Here is a 19,896-nt window from a genome sequence, read left to right as displayed (position 1 = left end):
GAAAACGGCCCATGGTCGGCACGTTGCGGATTCACCGGTACGCGGAGTGTGCATGCTGAGCGTTGTGATGATGGCGGCCTTGGCCGCGGGCGCCCAAGGGGATGCCTGGCACGATCGAATTTCCTGGCGCGGCGAGCAAGCGCGCATGAGCGCTGCAGCGAGTGGACGTTTTACGCTGACGGGGCCGTTCGGGCGGCGCGATATTCCTGCCCAATCCATGCGAGTGGACACCGCCAGTTCGATGTTCGACGGGCTGTTTGCGATGGCGCAGGAAGATCTGGCGCAGGATTCGGTCACGGCCATCCGCGACGGTGCCTTCGACCAGGGGCACCCCATTCCCTGTACCTGTTTCGAAACCGGAGCGAAGTGGCCTTACGTCTGGACCCGCGACCTTTCTTATTCGATTGATCTGGGGCTGTGGGCCTATGACCCGCTGCGTGCGCGCAATGGCTTGAACTTCAAGTTGTCCGATGTGCGTGACCGGTCTTTGCCGCAAGGTTTGTATGTCATGCAGGACACCGGTTCCGGCGGCAGCTGGCCGATCAGTACCGATCGCGTGGTCTGGTTTCTCGGCGCGCAGCATCTGCTGGATGACAAGGCGTTCGGCGAGCGGGTCTATCAGGCGTTGAACGATACCTTGGCGCAAGATCGTCAGTACGTATTCGACGCGAACTTCGGCCTTTACCGCGGCGAGACTTCTTTTCTCGATTGGCGCGAGCAAACCTATCCGGCATGGACGGCGGACAATGTGGTGTTCATCGCGCAATCGTATGCACTATCCACCAATGTGCTGCATTACCAGGCGCTGCAGCTGGCCGCACGGCTTGCCCGTGTGCACGGGGACGCCGACAAGGCCAGGCACTACGAGGAACAGGCCGATGCGCTGAAAAAGGCGATCAATGCGCATTTCTGGCGTGCGGATCGCGGCATGTACATGAGCTACATCGGTGGCGACGGCACACCTTATGACACTTATGACCTGCTGGGCACGGCCCTGGCGATCACCAGCGGGGTCGCAGAAGGCGCGCGTGCGCGCACTGCATTGGTGAACTACCCGACCTGGCCGGCGGGAAGCCCGGTGATCTGGCCTGAGCGTGCCGATCAGCCGATCTATCACAATCGTGCGATCTGGCCGTTTGTCAGCGCCTACGCTTTGCGTGCGGCGCGGGACATTGATGACCCCGAACGTATCGCGCACGAATTGCGCTCGATCATGCGTGGTGCGGCGATGGCCGGTTCCAACATGGAGAACTACGAGCTGATAACGCAATCGACGCATGTCGACGATGGCAAGCTCAGTGGGCCGGTGGTCGATTCGCCGCGTCAGCTGTGGTCGGTGGCGGCCTACCTGGACATGGTGAGCGAGGGGGTGTTCGGTCTGACACAAGATGGCAAGGTCGAACCGAAGTTGCCGGTTTCGCTGGTGCCGATGCTGTTTGGCGACCGTGACAGCATTAGCCTGCATTTGGCTTCGCGCACCATCGTTTTGCGTCGCCCACGTGACGTACATGGCGATCTGTTGGTGGCCGGCGAGATCAGGCAGCGCGGGGACGAGACGGTAGTGAGCTTGAAGGCGATCGATGTGCCGCGGGTTCCTCTGCATACCGACGCGCCGCTGTATGCACCTGCCGCGCCTGCTGCGCCGACCATCGTGGCGGACAATAAAGGCTGGCGTGTACAGGCCGATGGCAAAGTAGTGCTGTATGCCGACGGTCAGCGGGTCGGTACGATCGACGGCGAGGCCTATGTCGCGCAGGGCGCGCAGCCGCCTTGCGTGAGTGTTACGCGTATGGATGAACATGGCATGGAATCCCTGCACAGCCCCATCGTTTGCGCGGGAGAGCCCTCTGCGATAGGTGGAGATTGGCCGCGCTCATGGACCGCGCCAGCAAGCGGCCGCTATCGCGTCACGCTGCGCTACGAAAATCATCACGGAACGATCAGCACAGGCGTGACGGCGGCGGTGAAAATGCTGGCGGTAAATTGCGCCGGCGCGCCAACGCAGCGCGTGCCTATCGTGATGCCGCATAGCGTGGGCGAGCAGTCTTCCACATACGGTGTCATCACGGCAAAAGCGGGTGCGGTGTGCCGCTTCGGGCTGGATCAGGGTTTCAATATGAGCGACTTGAGTCACTTTGCGCATTACACCGGCGGCAAGGGCGGCGTCGACGGTCCGCTGAACGATGCACAGATCGACGACCTTCTCATCGCGCCGACCACGGACATGCCATGAGCCGCAAACCGAGTCTGTCGTTCTGGCAAATCTGGAACATGTGCTTCGGTTTCCTGGGCATCCAGTTCGCCTTTGCTTTGCAGAACGCCAACGTCAGCCGCATCTTCCAGACGCTGGGTGCAAGCGTGGCGGATATTCCGGTGTTGTGGATTGCCGCGCCGCTGACCGGACTGATCGTGCAGCCACTGATCGGTTATGCCTCTGATCGCACCTGGGGTCGCCTGGGAAGGCGCCGTCCGTATTTTCTGGCCGGCGCGGTGTTGACGACGATTGCCCTGCTATGGATGCCTAATTCCGGCGTGCTATGGGTGGCGGCGATGCTGCTGTGGGTGATGGATGCATCGATCAACGTTTCGATGGAGCCGTTCCGCGCGTTTGTCGGCGATCAACTGCCGACGACGCAGCGTCCGCTCGGTTATGCGATGCAGAGCTTCTTCATCGGCCTGGGCGCGGTGGTGGCGTCGGCGTTGCCGTATGTGTTGGCGCATTGCGGCGTAAGCAATGTGGCCGGTCCCGGCGGCATTCCGGCGACAGTGCGCGATTCGTTCTATATCGGCGGCGTCGTGCTGTTGGGGTCCGTACTGTGGACGGTGACATCCACGCGCGAATATCCGCCGGAGCAACTTCGCGTATTCGCTGAAGAAACAGTTTCCGAACCCGCGGCGGTAAAACAAACCAGCCTGTGGCGTTACGGCGGATTGTGGTTGGCGATCGGCCTGATAGGCGTCTGGCTGGTTCACGAGCGCGGCCTGGAACATGAGCTGTATTTGTTGGCGGGCGGCATAGCGGCATTCGGCATCGCGCAGTTGGCGCTCGGCATCACGCGCGGCAGCGGCGTGTTCACGCAGGTGATGACCGATCTTCTGACCATGCCGCAGGCGATGCGTCGGCTGGCGTTGGTACAGTTCTTTTCCTGGTTCGCCATGTTCGCGATGTGGATCTACACCACGGCGGCCGTGGCGCAGGTTCATTTCGGCAGCACGGATCCCAATTCGGCGGCCTACAACAATGGCGCCAACTGGGTGGGTATCCTGTTTGCCGCCTATAACGGTTTCGCGGCGATTGCGGCGCTGATCATTCCGCTGATGGTGCGGCGCTGGGGGCTGCGCATCAGTCATCTCGTCAATCTGTGGCTAGGTGGTGCGGGACTGGTGTCGTTTCTGCTGATTCGCAGCCCCACCTGGCTGCTGGTTCCGATGATTGGCGTCGGCTTTGCGTGGGCGTCGATTCTATCGCTGCCGTACGCGCTGCTGTCGGACAATCTGCCAGCGGAGAAGATGGGCGTCTATATGGGCATCTTCAATTTCTTCGTAGTGATTCCACAGTTGCTTGCCGCGAGTGTGTTGGGTGTTTTGCTACGGGTGTTCTTCCACAGCCAGCCGATCTACGCGCTGGTGCTGGGCGGCGCCAGTTTGCTGGTTGCCGGGCTGAGTGTGTTGCGCGTGAAAGAGCCGGCTTTTTCCGGTTCCTTGTCGCAATCGGCTTAAGCGTGTTCCGGATCAACCGTTACCTCGGCGACTTTTTCGTCGCGCAAGGATACGGGGCGCTATGTCAGCTTTCCTGCGGAGGAAAAGGGCGCGAGCCGAATCACTCGTGCATGCGCGCTGCATCGGCGCAGGCGGTGGCGCGTTGTTGCAGCAAAGAACGCTCGCGCGTGTTGCGTGCCAGGGCTGCGGCACGCTCGAATTCCTTACATGCTTCGGCATGGCGCCGCAGCCGACTCAGCAGGTCGCCACGCACGCTGGGAAGAAGATGATAATTGCGCAGCTGCGGCGCGTTCGTCAGCGTGTCGAGCAATGCCAGCCCGGCTTCGGGGCCAAAAGCCATGGCCACGGCTACGGCGCGATTAAGTTCCACCACGGGCGAAGGCATCACCTGTGCCAATGTGTCGTAAAGCGAGGCGATGCGCGGCCAGTCGGTCGCATCGATCGTGCGGGCGCGTGCGTGACAGGCCGCAATGGCTGCTTGCAAGGCATACGGCCCGCGTGCTCCTCCCAGTTTTTCAATGCGCTCCAGCGCGGCCAGGCCACGGCGGATCAGTAAGGGGTCCCAGCGGCTGCGATCCTGGTTCGGCAGCAAGATGGGGTCGCCTGTGGCGGTAATGCGCGCATGCAGCCGTGACGCCTGGATCTCCATCAGCGCCAGCAAACCCAATACTTCCGGTTCCCGGGGCGCCAGCGCGGCCAGCACACGTCCGAGGCGCATGGCTTCATTGCAGAGCTCTGGGCGAATCCAATCATCGCCGGATGTGGCGGCATAGCCTTCGTTGAAGATCAGGTACAGCACTTCGAGCACGGATGCGAGCCGTTCGTTGCGTTCCTCGCCGCGCGGGACTTCGAATGGAATATGTTTTTCCGTCAAGGTGCGTTTGGCGCGTACGATGCGCTGCGAGATGGTGGGTTCGGGCACGAGAAAGGCGCGCGCGATTTCGTCGGTGGTCAAGCCGCCAAGCAGACGCAGGGTGAGCGCTGCGCGCGCTTCGGCAGAAAGGATCGGGTGGCAGGCGGTGAAGATCAATCGCAGCAGATCGTCGCCGATATCGTCGTCGAGCATGGCTTCTAGCTCCGACTTGCTGTCCGCGGGTTCGAACTCGGGTTCGAACGCGAGAACCTCATGTTTGCGTTCGATCAGCTTTTTCCGGCGAAGCTGATCGATGGCGCGATGCTTGGCGGTGGTCATCAGCCATGCGCCGGGATTATCCGGAACCCCGCTGTCCGGCCAGCGCTCGAGTGCAGCGACCAGCGCGTCCTGCGCCAGCTCTTCGGCCAGGCCGACGTCGCGCACCATGCGTGCGAGACCCGCGATGAGCCGCGCCGATTCGATGCGCCACACCGCTTCGATGCTGCGATGGATGTCGGTGGCCGTCATGGCCACCGATCACAGCACGCACATGCATGCGGCGCAAGCGCGAAGGCAGGCATCAGGCCGCCGATGTCCGGGGATCTTCGAAACCTTCCGCTGCCTTCTGTACGTCGGGCGGAAAATCGGTCATTTCGAAGACCTGGCGGATTTCGATGGTGTCGCCCGGAGCGAGCGGACAACGCGAGGCCCAGGCAATGGCTTCGTCGCGCGAACTCACGTCGATCATCCAGTAGCCGCCGACCACTTCCCTACTCTCAGCGAAGGGGCCGTCGACGATGCGCGTTTTTCCGTCAGCCGCACTGACGCGCACGCCGGCGGCTGGCGGATGCAAACCATCCAGGGCAAGCAGCACGCCGGCTTCTTGCAGCGCTTTGTTGAAGCGCATCATGTTCTGCACGGCTTCGGCACTCGGCACCGCATCGGCAGCAGCATCGCACTGACCGGCGGGAAACATCAGCATCATGAACCGCATGGTGTCTCTCCCAACGTCATGCCTGAGGAACGATGACCATCCACTTCACCCCGAAGCGATCGGTCACTGTGCCGAAGCAGGGCGAGAAGAAGGTTTTGCTCAATGGCATCTGCACATTCCCGCCATCGGACAAGGCCGCAAAGACGCGGCTGGCTTCGTCCGCGCCGGAGACCGAGAGGGAGAGCGAGAAACCCTTGAAGGTTGTGTTGGGGTCCAGGTAACTATCGGAAACCATCAACACGGTATCGCCGATGTTGAGGTTGCAATACATGATCTTCTCGCCATCGTAGTTTGCGGCGGGGCTTTCATTGGAGGGCGCCTCTTTGTAACGCACCAGCATGTTGACCTTGGCGTCGAGATGTTTCTGGTAATACTGCACCGCTTCTTCACAGTGGCCGTCGAAGAACAGATAAGGCTGCACTTGCATGGGATTTGCTCCTTGGCGTGACGTGTGAGGATGCCCGTTTCCCGACGAGGGGCCTTGGGTTCCTATACAGACGACGAAACGGGTCGGCGGATTTCGACAGCAGCTGTTATGAATGTGTCGCTGGATACTGCGGCAGCGACAGGGCTTCAGCGGGAGCCGAACTGGCTCGACCGACGTATGACCAGCTTGACCGGAAGCAGGCGGGTTTCAACCGGTTCGCGATGAACCAGGCATAACAAAGTGTCGACCAGTGTTTCGCCGGCCAGCTTGGTGTCCTGCAGCACGCTGGTCAGCGGAGGATTGAGAAAGCGGGCCATGGGGATGTCGTCGAAGCCGGCCACCGCAACCTGCTCAGGTACCTTGATGCCATGATCGGCAAGGGCGCGCATGGCGCCAATGGCGATCAGGTCGCTAGCCGCGAAGACGGCGTTGAAAGGTGCCTCGCGCAGCAATAGCTTTTCCGCGGCGTCATAGCCGGCCTGCTCGGTGCTTTCGGTAGCGTCCACCTGCAGTGCCGGATCCACATCCAGGCCTGCGTCTTCCAACGCTGCAACATAGCCGCGATAGCGGTCGAAAAATTCCGGATAGTGACTGGAGGCGTTGCCCAAAAAAGCGGTACGCGTACAGCCTTGTTCGAGCAAGTGGCCAGTGACTGCGTGGCCGCCCTGGAAGTTGTCGCAGCCGATGGAGACATCCGGCTGATCCGGCAGCACTGCGCCCCAGCGTACGGAGCGAGTACCTTGCGCGGCCAGCTTTTCCAGCTTGTCGCGATACGCCAGGTAGTCTCCGTAGCCAAGCAGGATGATGCCGTCGGCTTTCTTGGTATCGGCGTAGTCAGCATGCCAATCGTCAGAAAGCTGCTGGAACGAGATCAGCAGGTCGTAACCCCTCAGCGCGCAGGCGCGGGTGATCGAGCCGAGCATCGACAGGAAAAAGGGGTTGATGTGTGAGTCGTCTGCCGTGGGATCCTCGAACAGCAACAGTGCCAGGGTCCCGGAGTGTTGCGAGCGCAGGTTGGAGGCGTTTTTGTCGACCTTGTAATTGAGCTGGTCGGCGGCGGCCTTGATGCGCTGACGCGTTTCCTCGCTGACCAGCGGGCTTCCACGCAACGCGCGCGACACCGTGGACTGTGAGACCCCGGTCAGGTGGGCGATGTCGAAGGAAGTAGCTTTTCCCTTGATGGACACTTGCGAGGTAGCTCTGGCTATGGGCGATCGGCGGGCAGCAGCCGTCCCGTAACGTCATCCTAACGGTTACCTGACCATCTGTCCTGACGCAGGGCAAGAAAAAGCCCCGGGGACTTAGGGGGAGTCCTCGGGGCCCGTGGAATCGTCAGCCCAGGGGAGAGGCCCGATTCCGGTTGGCGACCCAGGGAGGTGGATCGCCTGGATGCCGTTGCGTGCATCCAGACACTTAGAGCATCGGAATACCGTAAAAGTTGCATGGCACGCATGTTGTGGCGGGAACGAGTCAGCCGGGATTCATGCGCTGGATCCGCAGCTGAAGCCAGCCCAACTCGTCAGATTAATGCGCCTCGTCCCAGTTCTTGCCCACTCCTACGTCCACGACCAAGGGGACCTGGAGTTCAGCCGCTCCCGACATGCGCGTGCGAATCGCTTCACGCACGCCATCCACGGCGTCGGCGCGTACTTCGAACACCAGTTCGTCGTGTACCTGCATCAGCATGTGGGCGTCGTCGCGCGCTTTCAGCCAGGCGGCCACGGTGATCATCGCGCGCTTGATGATGTCCGCGGCGGTGCCCTGCATCGGCGCATTGACTGCCGCGCGCTCGGCACCGGCGCGCAGGGCCTGGTTACGGGCAGTGAGGTTTTCCAGATAAAGACGCCGACCGAACAGGGTCTCGACATAACCGTCGCGGTGCGCACGCTCGCGTGTGGCCTCCATAAATGCATGTACGCCGGGATAGCGGGAGAAGTAGCGCGCCATGTAATCGCTGGCTTCGCCGCGGTCGATACCAAGTTGGCGCGAGAGGCCGAATGCGCTCATGCCGTACATGAGGCCGAAATTGATCGCCTTGGCGGCGCGTCGCTGGTTGCTGGTGACGGAAGCGGGATCCAGGCCGAACACCTCGGCCGCCGTCGCGCGATGGATATCGCCTCCTTCCTGGAAGGCGCGCAACAAGCCCTCGTCTCCTGAAAGATGCGCCATGATGCGCAGCTCGATTTGCGAGTAGTCCGCTGCCATCACCAGCCATCCTTCCGGCGCGAAGAAGGCCTGGCGAATGCGCCGGCCTTCTTCGGTGCGAACAGGAATGTTCTGCAGATTCGGATCAGTGGAAGAAATACGCCCCGTGGCGACGGCGCCCTGGTGATAGCTGGTATGCACGCGCCCAGTCCGAGGATTGACGATTTCGGCGAGTTTTTCAGTGTAGGTGGAGCGCAGCTTGGCCAAACCGCGATAGTCGAGAATCAGGCGCGGCAGGGCGTGATCACCGGCAATTGCTTCCAATGCTTCTTCGTTGGTGGAGGGTTGGCCTGTCGGAGTCTTCAGTTTGGCAGGCAGGCCGAGTTCATCGAACAGAATCGCCTGCAGTTGCTTAGGAGAATCGAGGTTGAACTCGCGTCCGGCGGATTGCCAGGCCTCTTTTTGCAACGCGAGCATGCGCTTGCCGAGTTGCTGGCTCTGCATGCGCAACTCCCCGACATCGATAAGCACGCCGCGTTGTTCCATGCCGGCCAGCACAGGTACGAGCGGTATTTCGATCTCTTCGTAGACCTTGCGCAGTTTGGGTTCGCTTTGCAGCAACGGCCATAGTGCGTGATGAAGGCGCAACGTGACATCAGCGTCTTCGGCGGCGTAGCGGCATGCCGTATCCAGATCTACCTGCGAAAACGAGATCTGCTTGGCGCCTTTGCCGGCGACCTGTTCGTACTTCACTGTGTCGTAATCGAGGTACTTCTTGGCGAGCGAATCCATGTCGTGACGCGTGGCCGTAGCGTTCCAGATGTAGGACTCGAGCATGCTGTCGTGTTTCAGGCCTTGCACCACGATGCCGTAGAGCGACAGGATGTTCATGTCGTACTTGGCGTGCTGCCCCAGTTTCGGACGGTTGGGATCTTCGAACAGCGGTTTCAACGCAGCCAGTACAGTGTCGCGTGGCAGTTGCGTGGGTGCGCCAGGGTAATCGTGAGCGAGCGGAATGTAGCAGGCGCGCCCCGGTTCGACGGAAAAGCTGATGCCTACGATGTCCGCCTGCATGGCGTCGAGGCTGGTGGTCTCCGTGTCGAAGGCAATCAATGAGGCGTCGTGCAAGCGCGACAGCCACGCATCGAATTGGGCCTGGGTGGTGACCAGTTCGTAATGCCCCGGTGCATTGGCCTGCGTCGCAGGAGGCACCGAAGGCGTCTCGCTTGCAACGGGAGCGGAAGGCGGAGGAGTGGTCGCGACTTCCGCGGTGGCGCTGTCGAGTTCCTTTAGGGCTGCCTTGAATTCATAGCGCGTGAACAATGTGCGCAAGGCCTCGACGTCGCGCTCGCGCAACAGCAGTTGTTGCACGGTGAGGTCCAGTGGAACGTCAGTCTTGATCGTCACCAATTCACGGGAAAGCGGCAGGGCAGGGATCGCTTCGCGCAGGTATTCGCCGATTTTTCCGCCGATCTTGTCGGCATGGGCAATCACGCCGTCCAGCGAACCGTATTCGGCCAGCCACTTCGCGGCGGTCTTGGGGCCGCATTTGGTCACGCCGGGAACGTTGTCGACGGTGTCGCCGGTCAGGCTGAGAAAGTCGATGATCTGTTCGGGCTTGACGCCGAATTTTTCCACCACGGCAGCGCTGTCCATGGTGGTGTTGGTCATGGTGTTGATCAGCGTGACACCGGGGCGCACTAATTGGGCGAGATCCTTGTCGCCGGTGGAAATCACGACGTCGATGCCATGTTCGTGTGCCTGCGTGGTGAGCGTGCCGATGACGTCATCCGCTTCCACGCCGCTGACGCGCAGAATGGGAAAGCCGAGTGCGCCAACGATAGCCAGCATCGGCTCGATCTGCGCGCGCAGATCGTCCGGCATCGGTGGCCGATTCGATTTGTAGTGTTCGTAGAGGACGTTGCGGAAAGTCGGGCCTGATGCATCCGTGACGAAAGCCACGTAATCCGGCTTGGCCTTCAGGGTCGCGCGCAGCATGTTGACAACACCAAACAGTGCGCCGGTCGGCTCGCCATGGGCATTGCTCAAGGGCGGTAGTGCATGAAAAGCACGGTAAAGGTAGGAGGAGCCGTCGATGAGGGTCAGGGTTGGCATGGGGAGAATTCTAAGGGAAGGGGGGCGCGCGAGCGGTCGACGAACAAGCCGCAGGCGGTCTTTGTAACACGCGGACTGTTCACCGCCGGACGTGGGGTGCACTGTTATGCTGTATGGCCTTGAGGAGACTTTCCGCCATGAAACACGTCGCCTGTCTGCTTGCACTTTCTATCCTGGCCACGTCGTCGGCGTTGGCGCAGACGTCCTCTTCCTCGGCCATGCCTCATTTCGCACCTGCGCCGCCGCCGCCGGGCATGAATGATCCGGGTGTGAATCCTTCCAAGGAGAAGGAGCCGGCGTCAGCAAGCACCAGCGAGCCTGTCTCGTCACCGGCGGAACTGGAGCCCAGTCATCTGCAGGGCAAACCCATCCCGACGCCGCTCGTGCCGGGTGGACCGGCGACTGACGCCAACGGCCAGCCTCCTCCCGATGTTACGGTGCGGCAAGAGGGCGAAAACACCATCCAGGAATACCGTGAGAACGGCCGTGTCTACATGGTGGTCGTGACACCGAAGCATGGGCCACAGCAGATTTACAACGTGGACAAAGACGGCCACATGCTCGATCCCAATGGACAACCGCCGGTGAAGCCGGTGATGTACAAGGTGATGCAATGGGGCGGCGGCAGGCCGGCATCCTCGTCGTCCTCGGGCGACAACGGATCGTGATCGAATCGACGCATCATTGATCGGGAGCGGGCATGAACCTGCGCGCAAGCTGGCTGTTGTTCGCTCTCGGCTCCGCATTCTTCGCCGCCTTGACGGCGTTGTTCGGCAAGCTGGGCGTCGCCGGTATCAATTCCAACCTGGCTACGTTTATCCGCACGCTGGTGATTCTCGCGGTCACGGCGGGGATTCTGAGTTTGCGTGCCGAATGGGCGAAGCCATCGGGTTTGCCTTGGCATAGCTGGATGTTCCTCGTGCTTTCCGGCATCGCCACGGGATTGTCGTGGCTGTGCTACTATCGCGCGCTTCAGTTGGGTCCTATCAGCAAGGTAGCGCCGATCGATAAACTCAGTGTGGCGATGGCGATCGTGCTAGGGCTTCTCGTGCTGGGCGAGAAACCCACCTGGCCGGTCATGGTGGGTGGCGTCCTGATCGTGGCGGGGTCTCTGGTGATCGCGTTGTTCTGACAGGTCCGCGACCCGCTGTGACGATAGTCAGGCGAATCAACGAGAAGGATCCAATTCGGCGTAATGGCGGAAAATGCCTTGCTCGTTGAATGGAATTCGCCGTGCTGAAGCAAGGTAGGCCGCTATGTTGGGCCGTTCGGCAATGCGATCCGCTAGCGCGCGCAAGCGCGGCATGCGTTTTTGCATGCGCTGCATGGCGTTAGGGAATGCATAGTCCAGCCCGCTGACCAGTTGAAACAGGGAAAGATCGACATAGGAGTGGCGAGAAAGCGTTTGCCGGCCATTTCCCCGCCTAATGACCTGTTCGAAATATTCAAGGAATTTGGGTAGCCGCTCTTCGCGGAAGACCTGGCTGCGTTGACGAGCGGCTGCCCGCTGCTGTTCGTAATACTGGCTCGCAGCAATCGGATGATGGGTGTCGTGGATCTCCACGACGAAGTCGGCAATGGTTAGTTGCAATTGCTGCGCATAGATTTCCGCGGATTGACCACCGGGTACCAGGCCGAGATGGGGGCCGAGGTAGGCCAGGATGGTGCCCGTTTGTGCGATCACCAGGCGTCCGGCTTTCAGGAAAGGCGGTGCGAAAGGGATTGCGCCCTGCTGTTTGCCGCGCAGGAACGCCATCATGGCGTTGTCGCCGCGTTTGCGTGCTACGTCTACGTAATCGGCGGCCGCATCTTCGAGTGCAAGCCGCACGAATTCGCCGCGTCCTTGAACACCTGTCCAGTAATAGAGTTCGTAACGCATGACGCCTCCTTCGAGGTCTTGTCCGTGAAAATAGGCAAGGCAGATTCAACGAGGTGTGAGCGTACCTCGCGAAGCCAATTCACGCAGGCGATTCCACACCAACGCCGCCAACGGCGAGAGCGAGCGCTGGTGTCGACGGATCAGGGTGACGGCGCGCCGTTCGGTAGGTGCCAATGGACGTAGGGCCAGCGTGGACGGTGGCGAGGACAGTCCGGGCGTAATGCTGATACCGAGCCCCGATTCGACCATCCGGAATGCCGTGTGCGTATGTCCGGTTTGCTGGACTACCAGGGCCTCGATGCCATGTTTCAGCAATGCCTGATCGATCAGGCGTCGGCTGCCGGAAGAATAGTCGAGCAGCACGAGCGGCTGTCCCTGCAGTTTTTTCCAGGACACGGCTTTCAGTTGCGCAAGCGGATGATCGGGACGGCAAACCAGGAAGAACGGGTCATGCATGATGACCTCGCTGTCGAAATCGCCGCTCTCAGGCGGTTCGATGGCGATACCGAAATCCACCTCGCCGCCCCGCACGCTGTCGAGTACCAGTGTTTGCGCCTGGTCGTGCAGTTGAATCGTCAGCTCAGGGTAATCACGTGCGCAATCTGCAATGCACGCGGGCATCAGGCTTGCCGACAAGGTGGGCACCGAGGCGATGCGGATTTTGCCACGTCGCCGTTCGCCCTCCGAATGCACGTGTTCCAGCACGCCCTCGAGTTCGTCCAGCACGCGCTCGATCGCGCCTTCGAGATAGCGTCCGGCATCGGTAGGAACAACCTCTCGCGTGCTGCGATCGAAAAGCCGTATGCCCAGCTCCGCTTCAAGCTCGGCGATGTGTCGACTCACGGCCGGCTGGCTCAGGTGTAGATGTTCGGCAGCGCGACGGAAGTGGCGTTGGCGCGCCACGGCCAGAAAAGCGCGTAATTGCCGAAGGCTGATATTCATACTCATATCGAATCAATACATTAAATAAAGTGATTTGATTTATCAATAAGTGTACTGTGGAATAGCGCCGTTGCCCCATCGCTTCGCGACCATGTCACTGCGCCGCTTTCTTCCCGACAACTTCACCCTCTGCCTGATCGGCACCGTGATCACCGCCAGTGTGCTGCCTTGCCGCGGCCACGTGGCCGGCGCATTCGAGTGGCTGACCGATCTGGCCATTGCGCTGTTGTTCTTCCTGCATGGTGCGAAACTCTCGCGTGAGGCAGTGGTGGCGGGCATGACCAACTGGCGCCTGCATCTCACCGTGCTGATGAGCACATTTGTGCTCTTCCCGGTGTTAGGCCTCTTGCTCAAGCCAGTGTTGCTGCCGTTGGTAACGCCGGCACTCTACATGGGCATTCTATTTCTATGCACGCTGCCCTCGACGGTGCAATCGTCGATTGCGTTTACGTCGATTGCGCGGGGAAACGTTTCGGCTGCCGTGTGTTCCGCGTCTGCTTCCAGCCTGATTGGCATCGTGATCACGCCGCTGCTGACAGGCCTGGTGGTGCAAGCGCACGGGCAGGGTGCCATGTCGTGGCGATCCGTCGGTGAGATCGTGCTGCAATTGTTTGTGCCGTTCGTTGCGGGGCAGGTCGCGCAACGCTGGATCGGTGGATGGGTACAACGGCATCGCCCGGTGATCGGCCTGGTGGACCAGGGCTCGATTCTGTTGGTGGTGTACACGGCTTTCAGTGCGGCAGTGTTGCAAGGGTTATGGAAACAGCTTCCGTGGCCGGTGCTGGGCGGTGTGTTGATCGTCAACGCTGTATTGCTTGCCGCGGCGCTCTTGATCACGCGCTATGGCTCGCGCGCCTTGGGTTTTGTGCGCGAAGATGAAATCACCATTGTGTTTTGTGGCTCGAAGAAGAGCCTGGCCAGCGGTGTGCCGATGGCCAATGTTCTGTTTCCCGCGCATGCGATAGGCATGATCGTGTTGCCGCTGATGCTGTTCCATCAGATGCAATTGATGACCTGCGCCGTGTTGGCGCGCCGTTATGCGCAGCGTCAAGGCGCAGGCGAAGGAAGGACATCCAACGCATCGGCGGCGGTGATGGAGCAGCCCTGACGCCATAGGCCGGCGAATGCCGGCCTATGAGGGTTTAAGGAAGCGTGCAGAACCTGCTGCGCTCGGTAGATTGCGTACCTGTATGTTCGGCAGTTTTTCAGTGCCGGAAGTGGCGCATGCCGGTGAAGACCATGGCCATGCTGTGCTCGTCCGCGGCGGCAATGACTTCCGCGTCGCGCATGGAGCCGCCTGGCTGGATCACCGCACGGATGCCTGCGGCAGCAGCGGCATCGATGCCATCGCGGAATGGGAAAAATGCATCCGACGCCATGACGGAGCCGCGCACTTCCAGCTTCTCGTCGGCAGCTTTGATGCCGGCGATGCGTGCGCTGTAAACACGGCTCATCTGGCCCGCGCCAATGCCGATGGTCTGGCGATCGCGTGCGTAGACGATGGCATTGCTCTTTACATATTTGGCAACCTTCCAGGCGAAAATCAGGTCATTGATTTCTGCCTCGGTGGGTGCGCGACGCGTCACAACTTTGAGGTCTTCCGCGGTAATCATGCCGCGATCGGCCGTTTGCACGAGCAAACCCGAGCCGACGCGGCGCAGATCATGAGTCGGCGGTTGCGTTGTGGGGAGTTCGCTTGCGGTCGGTACCGGGATCAGCAATACGCGCACGTTGCTTTTCTTCGCGAATGCTTTCAGTGCACCTTCTGTATAGGCAGGTGCCAGTACGACTTCAACGAACTGACGATCGACGATGGCCTGTGCTGTCGCGCCCTCCACTTCCCGGTTAAAGGCAATGATGCCGCCGAAGGCGGAAGTGGGATCGGTCTGGTAAGCCAGATCGTAGGCGCGACCAATGCCATCCAGGCTCACTGCTACGCCACAGGGATTGGCATGTTTGACGATGACGCAGGCAGGCTTGCTGAAACTGCGTACGCACTCCCAGGCGGCATCCGAATCCGCGATGTTGTTGAATGAAAGCTCTTTGCCCTGCAGTTGCCGGAAGGTTGCCAGCGTGCCTGGGGTGGGATGGAGGTCCTGATAGAACGCTGCCTGCTGATGCGGATTTTCGCCATAGCGCAAATCCATCCGCTTTACGAAATGTCCATTGAGCTGGTCCGGGAAGGCATCACGGCCGGTGATGGCCTCCTGCGTATCGTTGAGCTGCAAGCCGGAAAGATAGTCACTGATGGCGCCGTCATAATTGGAGACGCGGTTGAACGCGGCGACAGCGAGCTTGAAACGCGTGGCGCGGCTGAGGCCACCTTGCTGCTCAATCTCATGGAGCGCTGCTTCGTACTGCTCGGGAGCAGTGAGTACCCCGACATTGTTCCAGTTCTTCGCGGCAGAACGCAGCATCGCGGGGCCGCCGATATCGATGTTCTCGATCGCCTGTTCCAGCGTGCAATTGGATTTGGCGACAGTGGCTTCGAACGGATACAGATTCAGCACCAGCAGATCGATGGGCAGGATGTGCAGCTCGTTCATGACGGCGTCATCTGTACCGCGTCGGCCAAGCAATCCGCCGTGCACTGTCGGGTGCAGCGTCTTGACGCGGCCATCCATGATCTCCGGAAAGCCAGTGACGTCACTGACATCCTTTACCGGTACGCCCGCCTCGCGCAGCGCCTTGGCGCTACCGCCGGTGGACAGCAATTCCACGTTTGCCGCGACCAGGCGGCGTCCCAGTTCAATCAGCCCGGTTTTATCCGACACGCTGATCAAGGCGCGGCGGATGGGAGTAACGGCGGGTGCGGGCATGGCGGCTTCCGAGATGTGGTGAAGCCGCGCATTATAGCGCGAGGGGCACTATGCGAACTGCGAGATATTTAGACGGCTAAATGAAACCGTGAGAAACGCACGGAAGCGAGTCAAAGCAGGCCGTGTGCAGCGAGCTTCTTGCGGAGCGTAGCGCGGTTGATGCCAAGTACCGCGGCGGCGCGGCTTTGGTTGCCATCATGAAAGGCCAGTACTTCACGCAACAGCGGACCTTCGACTTCGCGAATCACCAGGGCATGCAAACCTTCTTCGCACGGCGTGTCGCCGATGTCCGCAAGATAGCGGCGTACGGTACGACTGACGCATTCGCTCAGTGCGCTCTGCGACGAGGATTCGCGAACAGCCTCGTTGGCAGGCAGTCTGACGGCGTTCAAGGACATTTCCCCTCACGTACTCACGCAACGGCTGCATGGGCCGTCGCCATGTTTATGGCAGTTACCGCTTTCGCGGCGGGTGGTCGACAGTCGCGCTTTCAGTCACGCGAGGGGCCGAGTTTACTCGCGGGCGGCGACAAAATTAAGAGCCTTCGACGAAGAAAAAGCATAAGCCCATACTGAACAGGTACTAAGACGCTCTTATTCAAACCCAAGGTCAAAGGCGACAGCCTGATGTCCAGGATCCTCTACCTCGAAGATCAAAGCTGTGCTAGCCCCCGGTGGGATACCGTGTCGCAACGCCTCGGTGTCGTCGAGGTATTCGTATGGGTTGAGCCGGCGCATGGCGATGACTTTTCCATTGCCATCGGACAAGCGCAGGGTGACCACTGGCCATGGCTGGGTAAACGTTGCGTCGTTGCGCAGTGTGGCGCTGATCAATAAGGCGCCCGGAACGGTCGGATGTGTTTGCACGTCGCGTGCCAGTAGATGCAGTTTGCTGACGTCGCGTACAGGTGGCAGCTGGCATTGCAGCGTGGCGCATGCTTGTTTTAGCAATGCGCCTGTGGTCGGATCGGCAATCAATGTATCGCGTAGAGCCCAGGCAAGCTGTGCGGCGAGGCCAAGCAGCAGCAACAGGCATGCCATGATCCATGGCCAACGGCGCGGCCGGTCGATATGTGTATCGCGCGCGAAACGCGGTGTAACACTAAGGTCCGCAAATTCATCAAAAGTGGGTGATGAAGAGGCGTCTGTGGGCTCTTCCGCTTGCGCTTGCGGGCGATAGACCACGTGTTCGACATGCGGCGGTTCGACGGCTGGCTCATGCGAGGGCAATTCGCCAAACGGTTCTGGCGGAAGCTGGTCGGCCAGGGTTGCGATGCAGTCGAAGCCTGCGCCGCAGTGCCCGCACATGACAAAGCCGTGTGCCTGCGCAATGGTGCGCGCATCCACTGAAAACACGGACATGCATTCGGGGCATTGCGTATACATGCTTGAAGATCGCTTTGGGTCCGCCCCTTCTGCGTCGCGGGGAAGGTGGAAGTGGAATCGGAGGGTCCTGCTCCGAAGCGTACTTCGAATCACGCGCGGCGCAAATTTTTTGCGTGCCAACTTGAAAGGTCAGTGCTTGCGCCGACCGCTTATGCGCACCCAGTCTTCGCGTGTGTCTACGCGCAAGGCTTCGAACCATTCGGCATAACGGCTCAGCAGTTCGTCCTGCTGGCCCTGCAAGATGCCGGAGATCGCAAAAGGAGCACCCGGCTTTGCGGCTGAGGCGAAGATCGGGGCCAGTTCGCTTAGTGGGCCGGCGAGGATATTGGCGACAAACACGTCCGCGGGTTCGCCGGCAAAATCTTCGGGCAGGAAGAGTTTCAGACGCTCGCCCACGCTATTGCGCTCGGCGTTGTCGGCAGAAGCCGTGAGGGCTTGTGGATCATTGTCGATGCCGGTGGCCGTTGCGGCACCCAGTTTGAGCGCGGCAATGGCCAGAATGCCCGAGCCGCAGCCGTAGTCGATGAGGTTCTTATCGGCAAGATCGAGGCTATCGAGCCACTCCAGGCAGAGGGCTGTGGTGGGGTGCGTTCCGCTGCCGAATGCCAGGCCCGGATCCAGCCGCACAATCACGCTCTCATCCTTGGGGGGCTCGACATTCCAGGGGTAGATCCACAGGCGTTGGCCGAATGGCATGGGCTTGAACTGGTCCATCCATGCGCGCTCCCAATCTTCGTCCGCGACATCGCGAAAGACGATCTGGTCGGGTTCCAGCCAGGGCAGCAGTTCGCCCAATGCTTCGCTCAATCCACGGCGATCGGTGTCGGCATCGAACAAGGCCTTCAGCGTAATGATGGGCCACAACGGAAGTTCTCCCACGCCAGGCTCGAAAATAGCCTGCTCGTCCGGTGTTTCGGCATCAGCATCTTGCAGCGTGATCGAGAGTGCGCCCAGATCGTCCAGCGCTTCTTCAACACGAGGTTGTTGCTCGGTGCGGGCGATCAGTGAGAGTTCGAGCCAGGGCATGGGTATTCCGTGTGAGAACCTGTTCAAGGTCTCGGCGCGCGTCGCGCTGAAACCCTCTCAAGGGCATGCTGAGATTGTCCGTTGCCTTTGCGCGGGGAAGATAGGGCGAAGAGCGGATCCTGCGATGAGAATCACCGAAGACTTGTTTCTGACATGCTTCGGTGCAGTTCTTCTCGATGTCTTGGCCCTTCGCCCGGCGTCCATCCGCTTGCGGCTCAATGTCCGCTGTGCGGATGTTCCTTATGTTCGGCCATGCGTTTTTCCAGATAGTGGATATTTTGTCCACCCTGTTGAAAGCCGACGTCCGCCATGATGCGCTGTTGCAGCGGGATATTGCACTTCACACCCTCGATCACCGTTTCGGCAAGCGCAAGACGCATGCGTGCGATGGCTGTTTCGCGGTCGGGACCGTGCACGATGAGTTTGCCGATCATCGAGTCGTAGTTCGGCGGAATCTTGTAGCCATCGTAGAGGTGTGTGTCGACGCGCACGCCAGGGCCGCCCGGCGCTTCAAAACGTTTTACCGTGCCTGGCGAAGGCATGAAGGAATCCGGATCCTCGGCGTTGATGCGGCATTCGATGGCATGCCCATGGATCTTGATGTCTTCCTGCTTGATCGAGAGCTTTTCACCTGCGGCAATGAGCAGTTGTTCACGCACCAGGTCCACGCCAGTAATCAATTCCGTCACGGGATGCTCGACCTGGATGCGCGTATTCATTTCAATGAAATAAAAGCGTCCGTTCTCAAACAGGAATTCGAACGTACCCGCGCCCCGATAACCGATGCGAACACAGGCATCCACGCAGACCTGGCCAATTTGTGCACGCAGTTCCGGAGTAATGCCGGGAGCCGGTGCTTCTTCGACGACTTTCTGGTGACGGCGTTGCATCGAACAGTCGCGTTCGCCGAGATGAATGGCGTTGCCGCGGCCATCGGCGAGTACCTGGATTTCCACGTGGCGCGGATTTTCCAGAAACTTCTCCATGTACACCTGATCGTTGCCGAAAGCCGCCTTGGCTTCCTGCTTGGTCATGGTGATTGCATTGCCCAGATGCGCTTCGGTGCGTACTACGCGCATGCCGCGGCCGCCGCCGCCGCCGGCAGCCTTGATGATGACGGGATAGCCGATGTCGCGCGCGATACGCATGTTTTCTTCGACGTTGTCGCCAAGCGGGCCGCCTGAGCCGGGTACGCACGGCACGCCGGCGGCTTTCATCGCGCGGATCGCTTCTACCTTGTCGCCCATCAGGCGGATAACGTCGGCGGTCGGTCCGATGAAGATAAAGCCGGATTGCTCGACCTGTTCGGCGAAATCGGCGCGTTCGGAAAGAAAACCGTAGCCGGGATGGATGGCATTGGCATCCGTGATTTCCGCCGCGGCGATGATGCGTGGAATATTGAGGTAGCTATCCGCGGAGGGAGCGGGGCCAATGCAGATGGCTTCATCCGCCAAGCCGACGTGTTTGAGATTGCGGTCGGCCGTGGAGTGTACCGCCACGGTCTTGATGCCGAGACTGTGGCAGGCGCGCAGCACCCGCAACGCAATTTCGCCGCGATTGGCGATAAGAACCTTTTCGAGTTTTTGCATAT

At 60.4% G+C, this 19,896-nt stretch carries 17 protein-coding genes; 5 read left to right on the top strand and 12 right to left on the bottom strand.

What is annotated here, in order from left to right; all coding sequences use genetic code 11:
* The first annotated feature begins 52 nt into the window (after positions 1-52).
* Complete coding sequence (locus AC4HNJ_RS11930) at positions 53-2,233, top strand: alpha-L-rhamnosidase-related protein (RefSeq protein WP_490479800.1); 2,181 nt, start codon at positions 53-55, stop codon at positions 2,231-2,233.
* Positions 2,230-3,720 carry an MFS transporter gene (locus tag AC4HNJ_RS11925; protein ID WP_490479799.1) on the top strand — a complete coding sequence of 497 codons (1,491 nt, stop codon included), beginning with the start codon at positions 2,230-2,232 and terminating at the stop codon, positions 3,718-3,720. Before AC4HNJ_RS11930 ends, AC4HNJ_RS11925 begins: the two co-directional genes overlap by 4 nt.
* 100 nt (positions 3,721-3,820) lie before the next feature.
* Here AC4HNJ_RS11925 and AC4HNJ_RS11920 read toward each other — a convergent pair whose 3' ends face one another.
* From AC4HNJ_RS11920 to polA, 5 genes are all read right to left on the bottom strand, one after another.
* Positions 3,821-5,101, bottom strand: coding sequence for an RNA polymerase sigma factor (locus AC4HNJ_RS11920; RefSeq protein ID WP_490479798.1), 1,281 nt, complete (start codon positions 5,099-5,101; stop codon positions 3,821-3,823).
* A gap of 52 nt (positions 5,102-5,153) precedes the next feature.
* Positions 5,154-5,567, bottom strand: coding sequence for a YciI family protein (locus AC4HNJ_RS11915; RefSeq protein ID WP_490479797.1), 414 nt, complete (start codon positions 5,565-5,567; stop codon positions 5,154-5,156).
* Positions 5,568-5,583: 16 nt separating this feature from the next.
* Complete coding sequence (locus AC4HNJ_RS11910) at positions 5,584-5,994, bottom strand: VOC family protein (RefSeq protein WP_490479796.1); 411 nt, start codon at positions 5,992-5,994, stop codon at positions 5,584-5,586.
* Positions 5,995-6,140: 146 nt separating this feature from the next.
* Complete coding sequence (locus AC4HNJ_RS11905; protein ID WP_490479795.1) at positions 6,141-7,181, bottom strand: LacI family DNA-binding transcriptional regulator; 1,041 nt, start codon at positions 7,179-7,181, stop codon at positions 6,141-6,143.
* Positions 7,182-7,518: 337 nt separating this feature from the next.
* On the bottom strand, positions 7,519-10,254 hold the full coding sequence (gene polA, locus AC4HNJ_RS11900; protein WP_490479794.1) for a DNA polymerase I: 2,736 nt from the start codon (positions 10,252-10,254) through the stop codon (positions 7,519-7,521).
* 137 nt (positions 10,255-10,391) lie between these two features.
* Here polA and AC4HNJ_RS11895 point away from each other — a divergent pair, with 137 nt between their 5' ends.
* A complete protein-coding gene (locus tag AC4HNJ_RS11895) occupies positions 10,392-10,922 on the top strand; it encodes a DUF2782 domain-containing protein (protein ID WP_490479793.1) in 531 nt (176 codons plus the stop codon).
* Positions 10,923-10,954: 32 nt separating this feature from the next.
* Positions 10,955-11,386 carry an EamA family transporter gene (locus AC4HNJ_RS11890; RefSeq protein WP_490479792.1) on the top strand — a complete coding sequence of 144 codons (432 nt, stop codon included), beginning with the start codon at positions 10,955-10,957 and terminating at the stop codon, positions 11,384-11,386.
* A 36-nt stretch (positions 11,387-11,422) separates the two neighbouring features.
* Here AC4HNJ_RS11890 and AC4HNJ_RS11885 read toward each other — a convergent pair whose 3' ends face one another.
* Together AC4HNJ_RS11885 and AC4HNJ_RS11880 are read right to left on the bottom strand one after the other, a co-directional pair.
* Complete coding sequence (locus tag AC4HNJ_RS11885; RefSeq protein ID WP_490479791.1) at positions 11,423-12,133, bottom strand: glutathione S-transferase; 711 nt, start codon at positions 12,131-12,133, stop codon at positions 11,423-11,425.
* A gap of 45 nt (positions 12,134-12,178) precedes the next feature.
* On the bottom strand, positions 12,179-13,075 hold the full coding sequence (locus tag AC4HNJ_RS11880; protein ID WP_490479790.1) for a LysR family transcriptional regulator: 897 nt from the start codon (positions 13,073-13,075) through the stop codon (positions 12,179-12,181).
* A 91-nt stretch (positions 13,076-13,166) separates the two neighbouring features.
* Between AC4HNJ_RS11880 and AC4HNJ_RS11875 the strand changes: the two genes are divergently transcribed.
* Positions 13,167-14,183 (top strand): bile acid:sodium symporter family protein, encoded by a 1,017-nt coding sequence (locus AC4HNJ_RS11875; protein ID WP_490479915.1) that lies wholly within the window; start codon positions 13,167-13,169, stop codon positions 14,181-14,183.
* A gap of 97 nt (positions 14,184-14,280) precedes the next feature.
* On the opposite strand, the gene purH is transcribed toward AC4HNJ_RS11875, so the two are convergent.
* From purH to accC, 5 genes are all read right to left on the bottom strand, one after another.
* Positions 14,281-15,894 carry a bifunctional phosphoribosylaminoimidazolecarboxamide formyltransferase/IMP cyclohydrolase gene (purH, locus tag AC4HNJ_RS11870; protein WP_490479789.1) on the bottom strand — a complete coding sequence of 538 codons (1,614 nt, stop codon included), beginning with the start codon at positions 15,892-15,894 and terminating at the stop codon, positions 14,281-14,283.
* Positions 15,895-16,004: 110 nt separating this feature from the next.
* Entirely contained in the window at positions 16,005-16,292 is a 288-nt protein-coding gene (locus tag AC4HNJ_RS11865) for a helix-turn-helix domain-containing protein (protein ID WP_490479788.1), read from the bottom strand.
* A gap of 195 nt (positions 16,293-16,487) precedes the next feature.
* Positions 16,488-17,255: a DUF3426 domain-containing protein gene (locus AC4HNJ_RS11860; protein WP_490479787.1), complete on the bottom strand. Its 768-nt coding sequence runs from the start codon at positions 17,253-17,255 to the stop codon at positions 16,488-16,490.
* A 153-nt stretch (positions 17,256-17,408) separates the two neighbouring features.
* A complete protein-coding gene (gene prmA, locus AC4HNJ_RS11855; RefSeq protein WP_490479786.1) occupies positions 17,409-18,305 on the bottom strand; it encodes a 50S ribosomal protein L11 methyltransferase in 897 nt (298 codons plus the stop codon).
* A gap of 215 nt (positions 18,306-18,520) precedes the next feature.
* A complete protein-coding gene (gene accC, locus AC4HNJ_RS11850; RefSeq protein WP_490479785.1) occupies positions 18,521-19,894 on the bottom strand; it encodes an acetyl-CoA carboxylase biotin carboxylase subunit in 1,374 nt (457 codons plus the stop codon).
* Positions 19,895-19,896: the final 2 nt, after the last annotated feature.

The organism is Dyella sp. SYSU CM1112 (assembly GCF_058216415.1).
The sequence above is the reverse complement of the archived record's forward strand: the minus strand, read 5'-3'. Positions and strand labels throughout refer to the sequence as shown.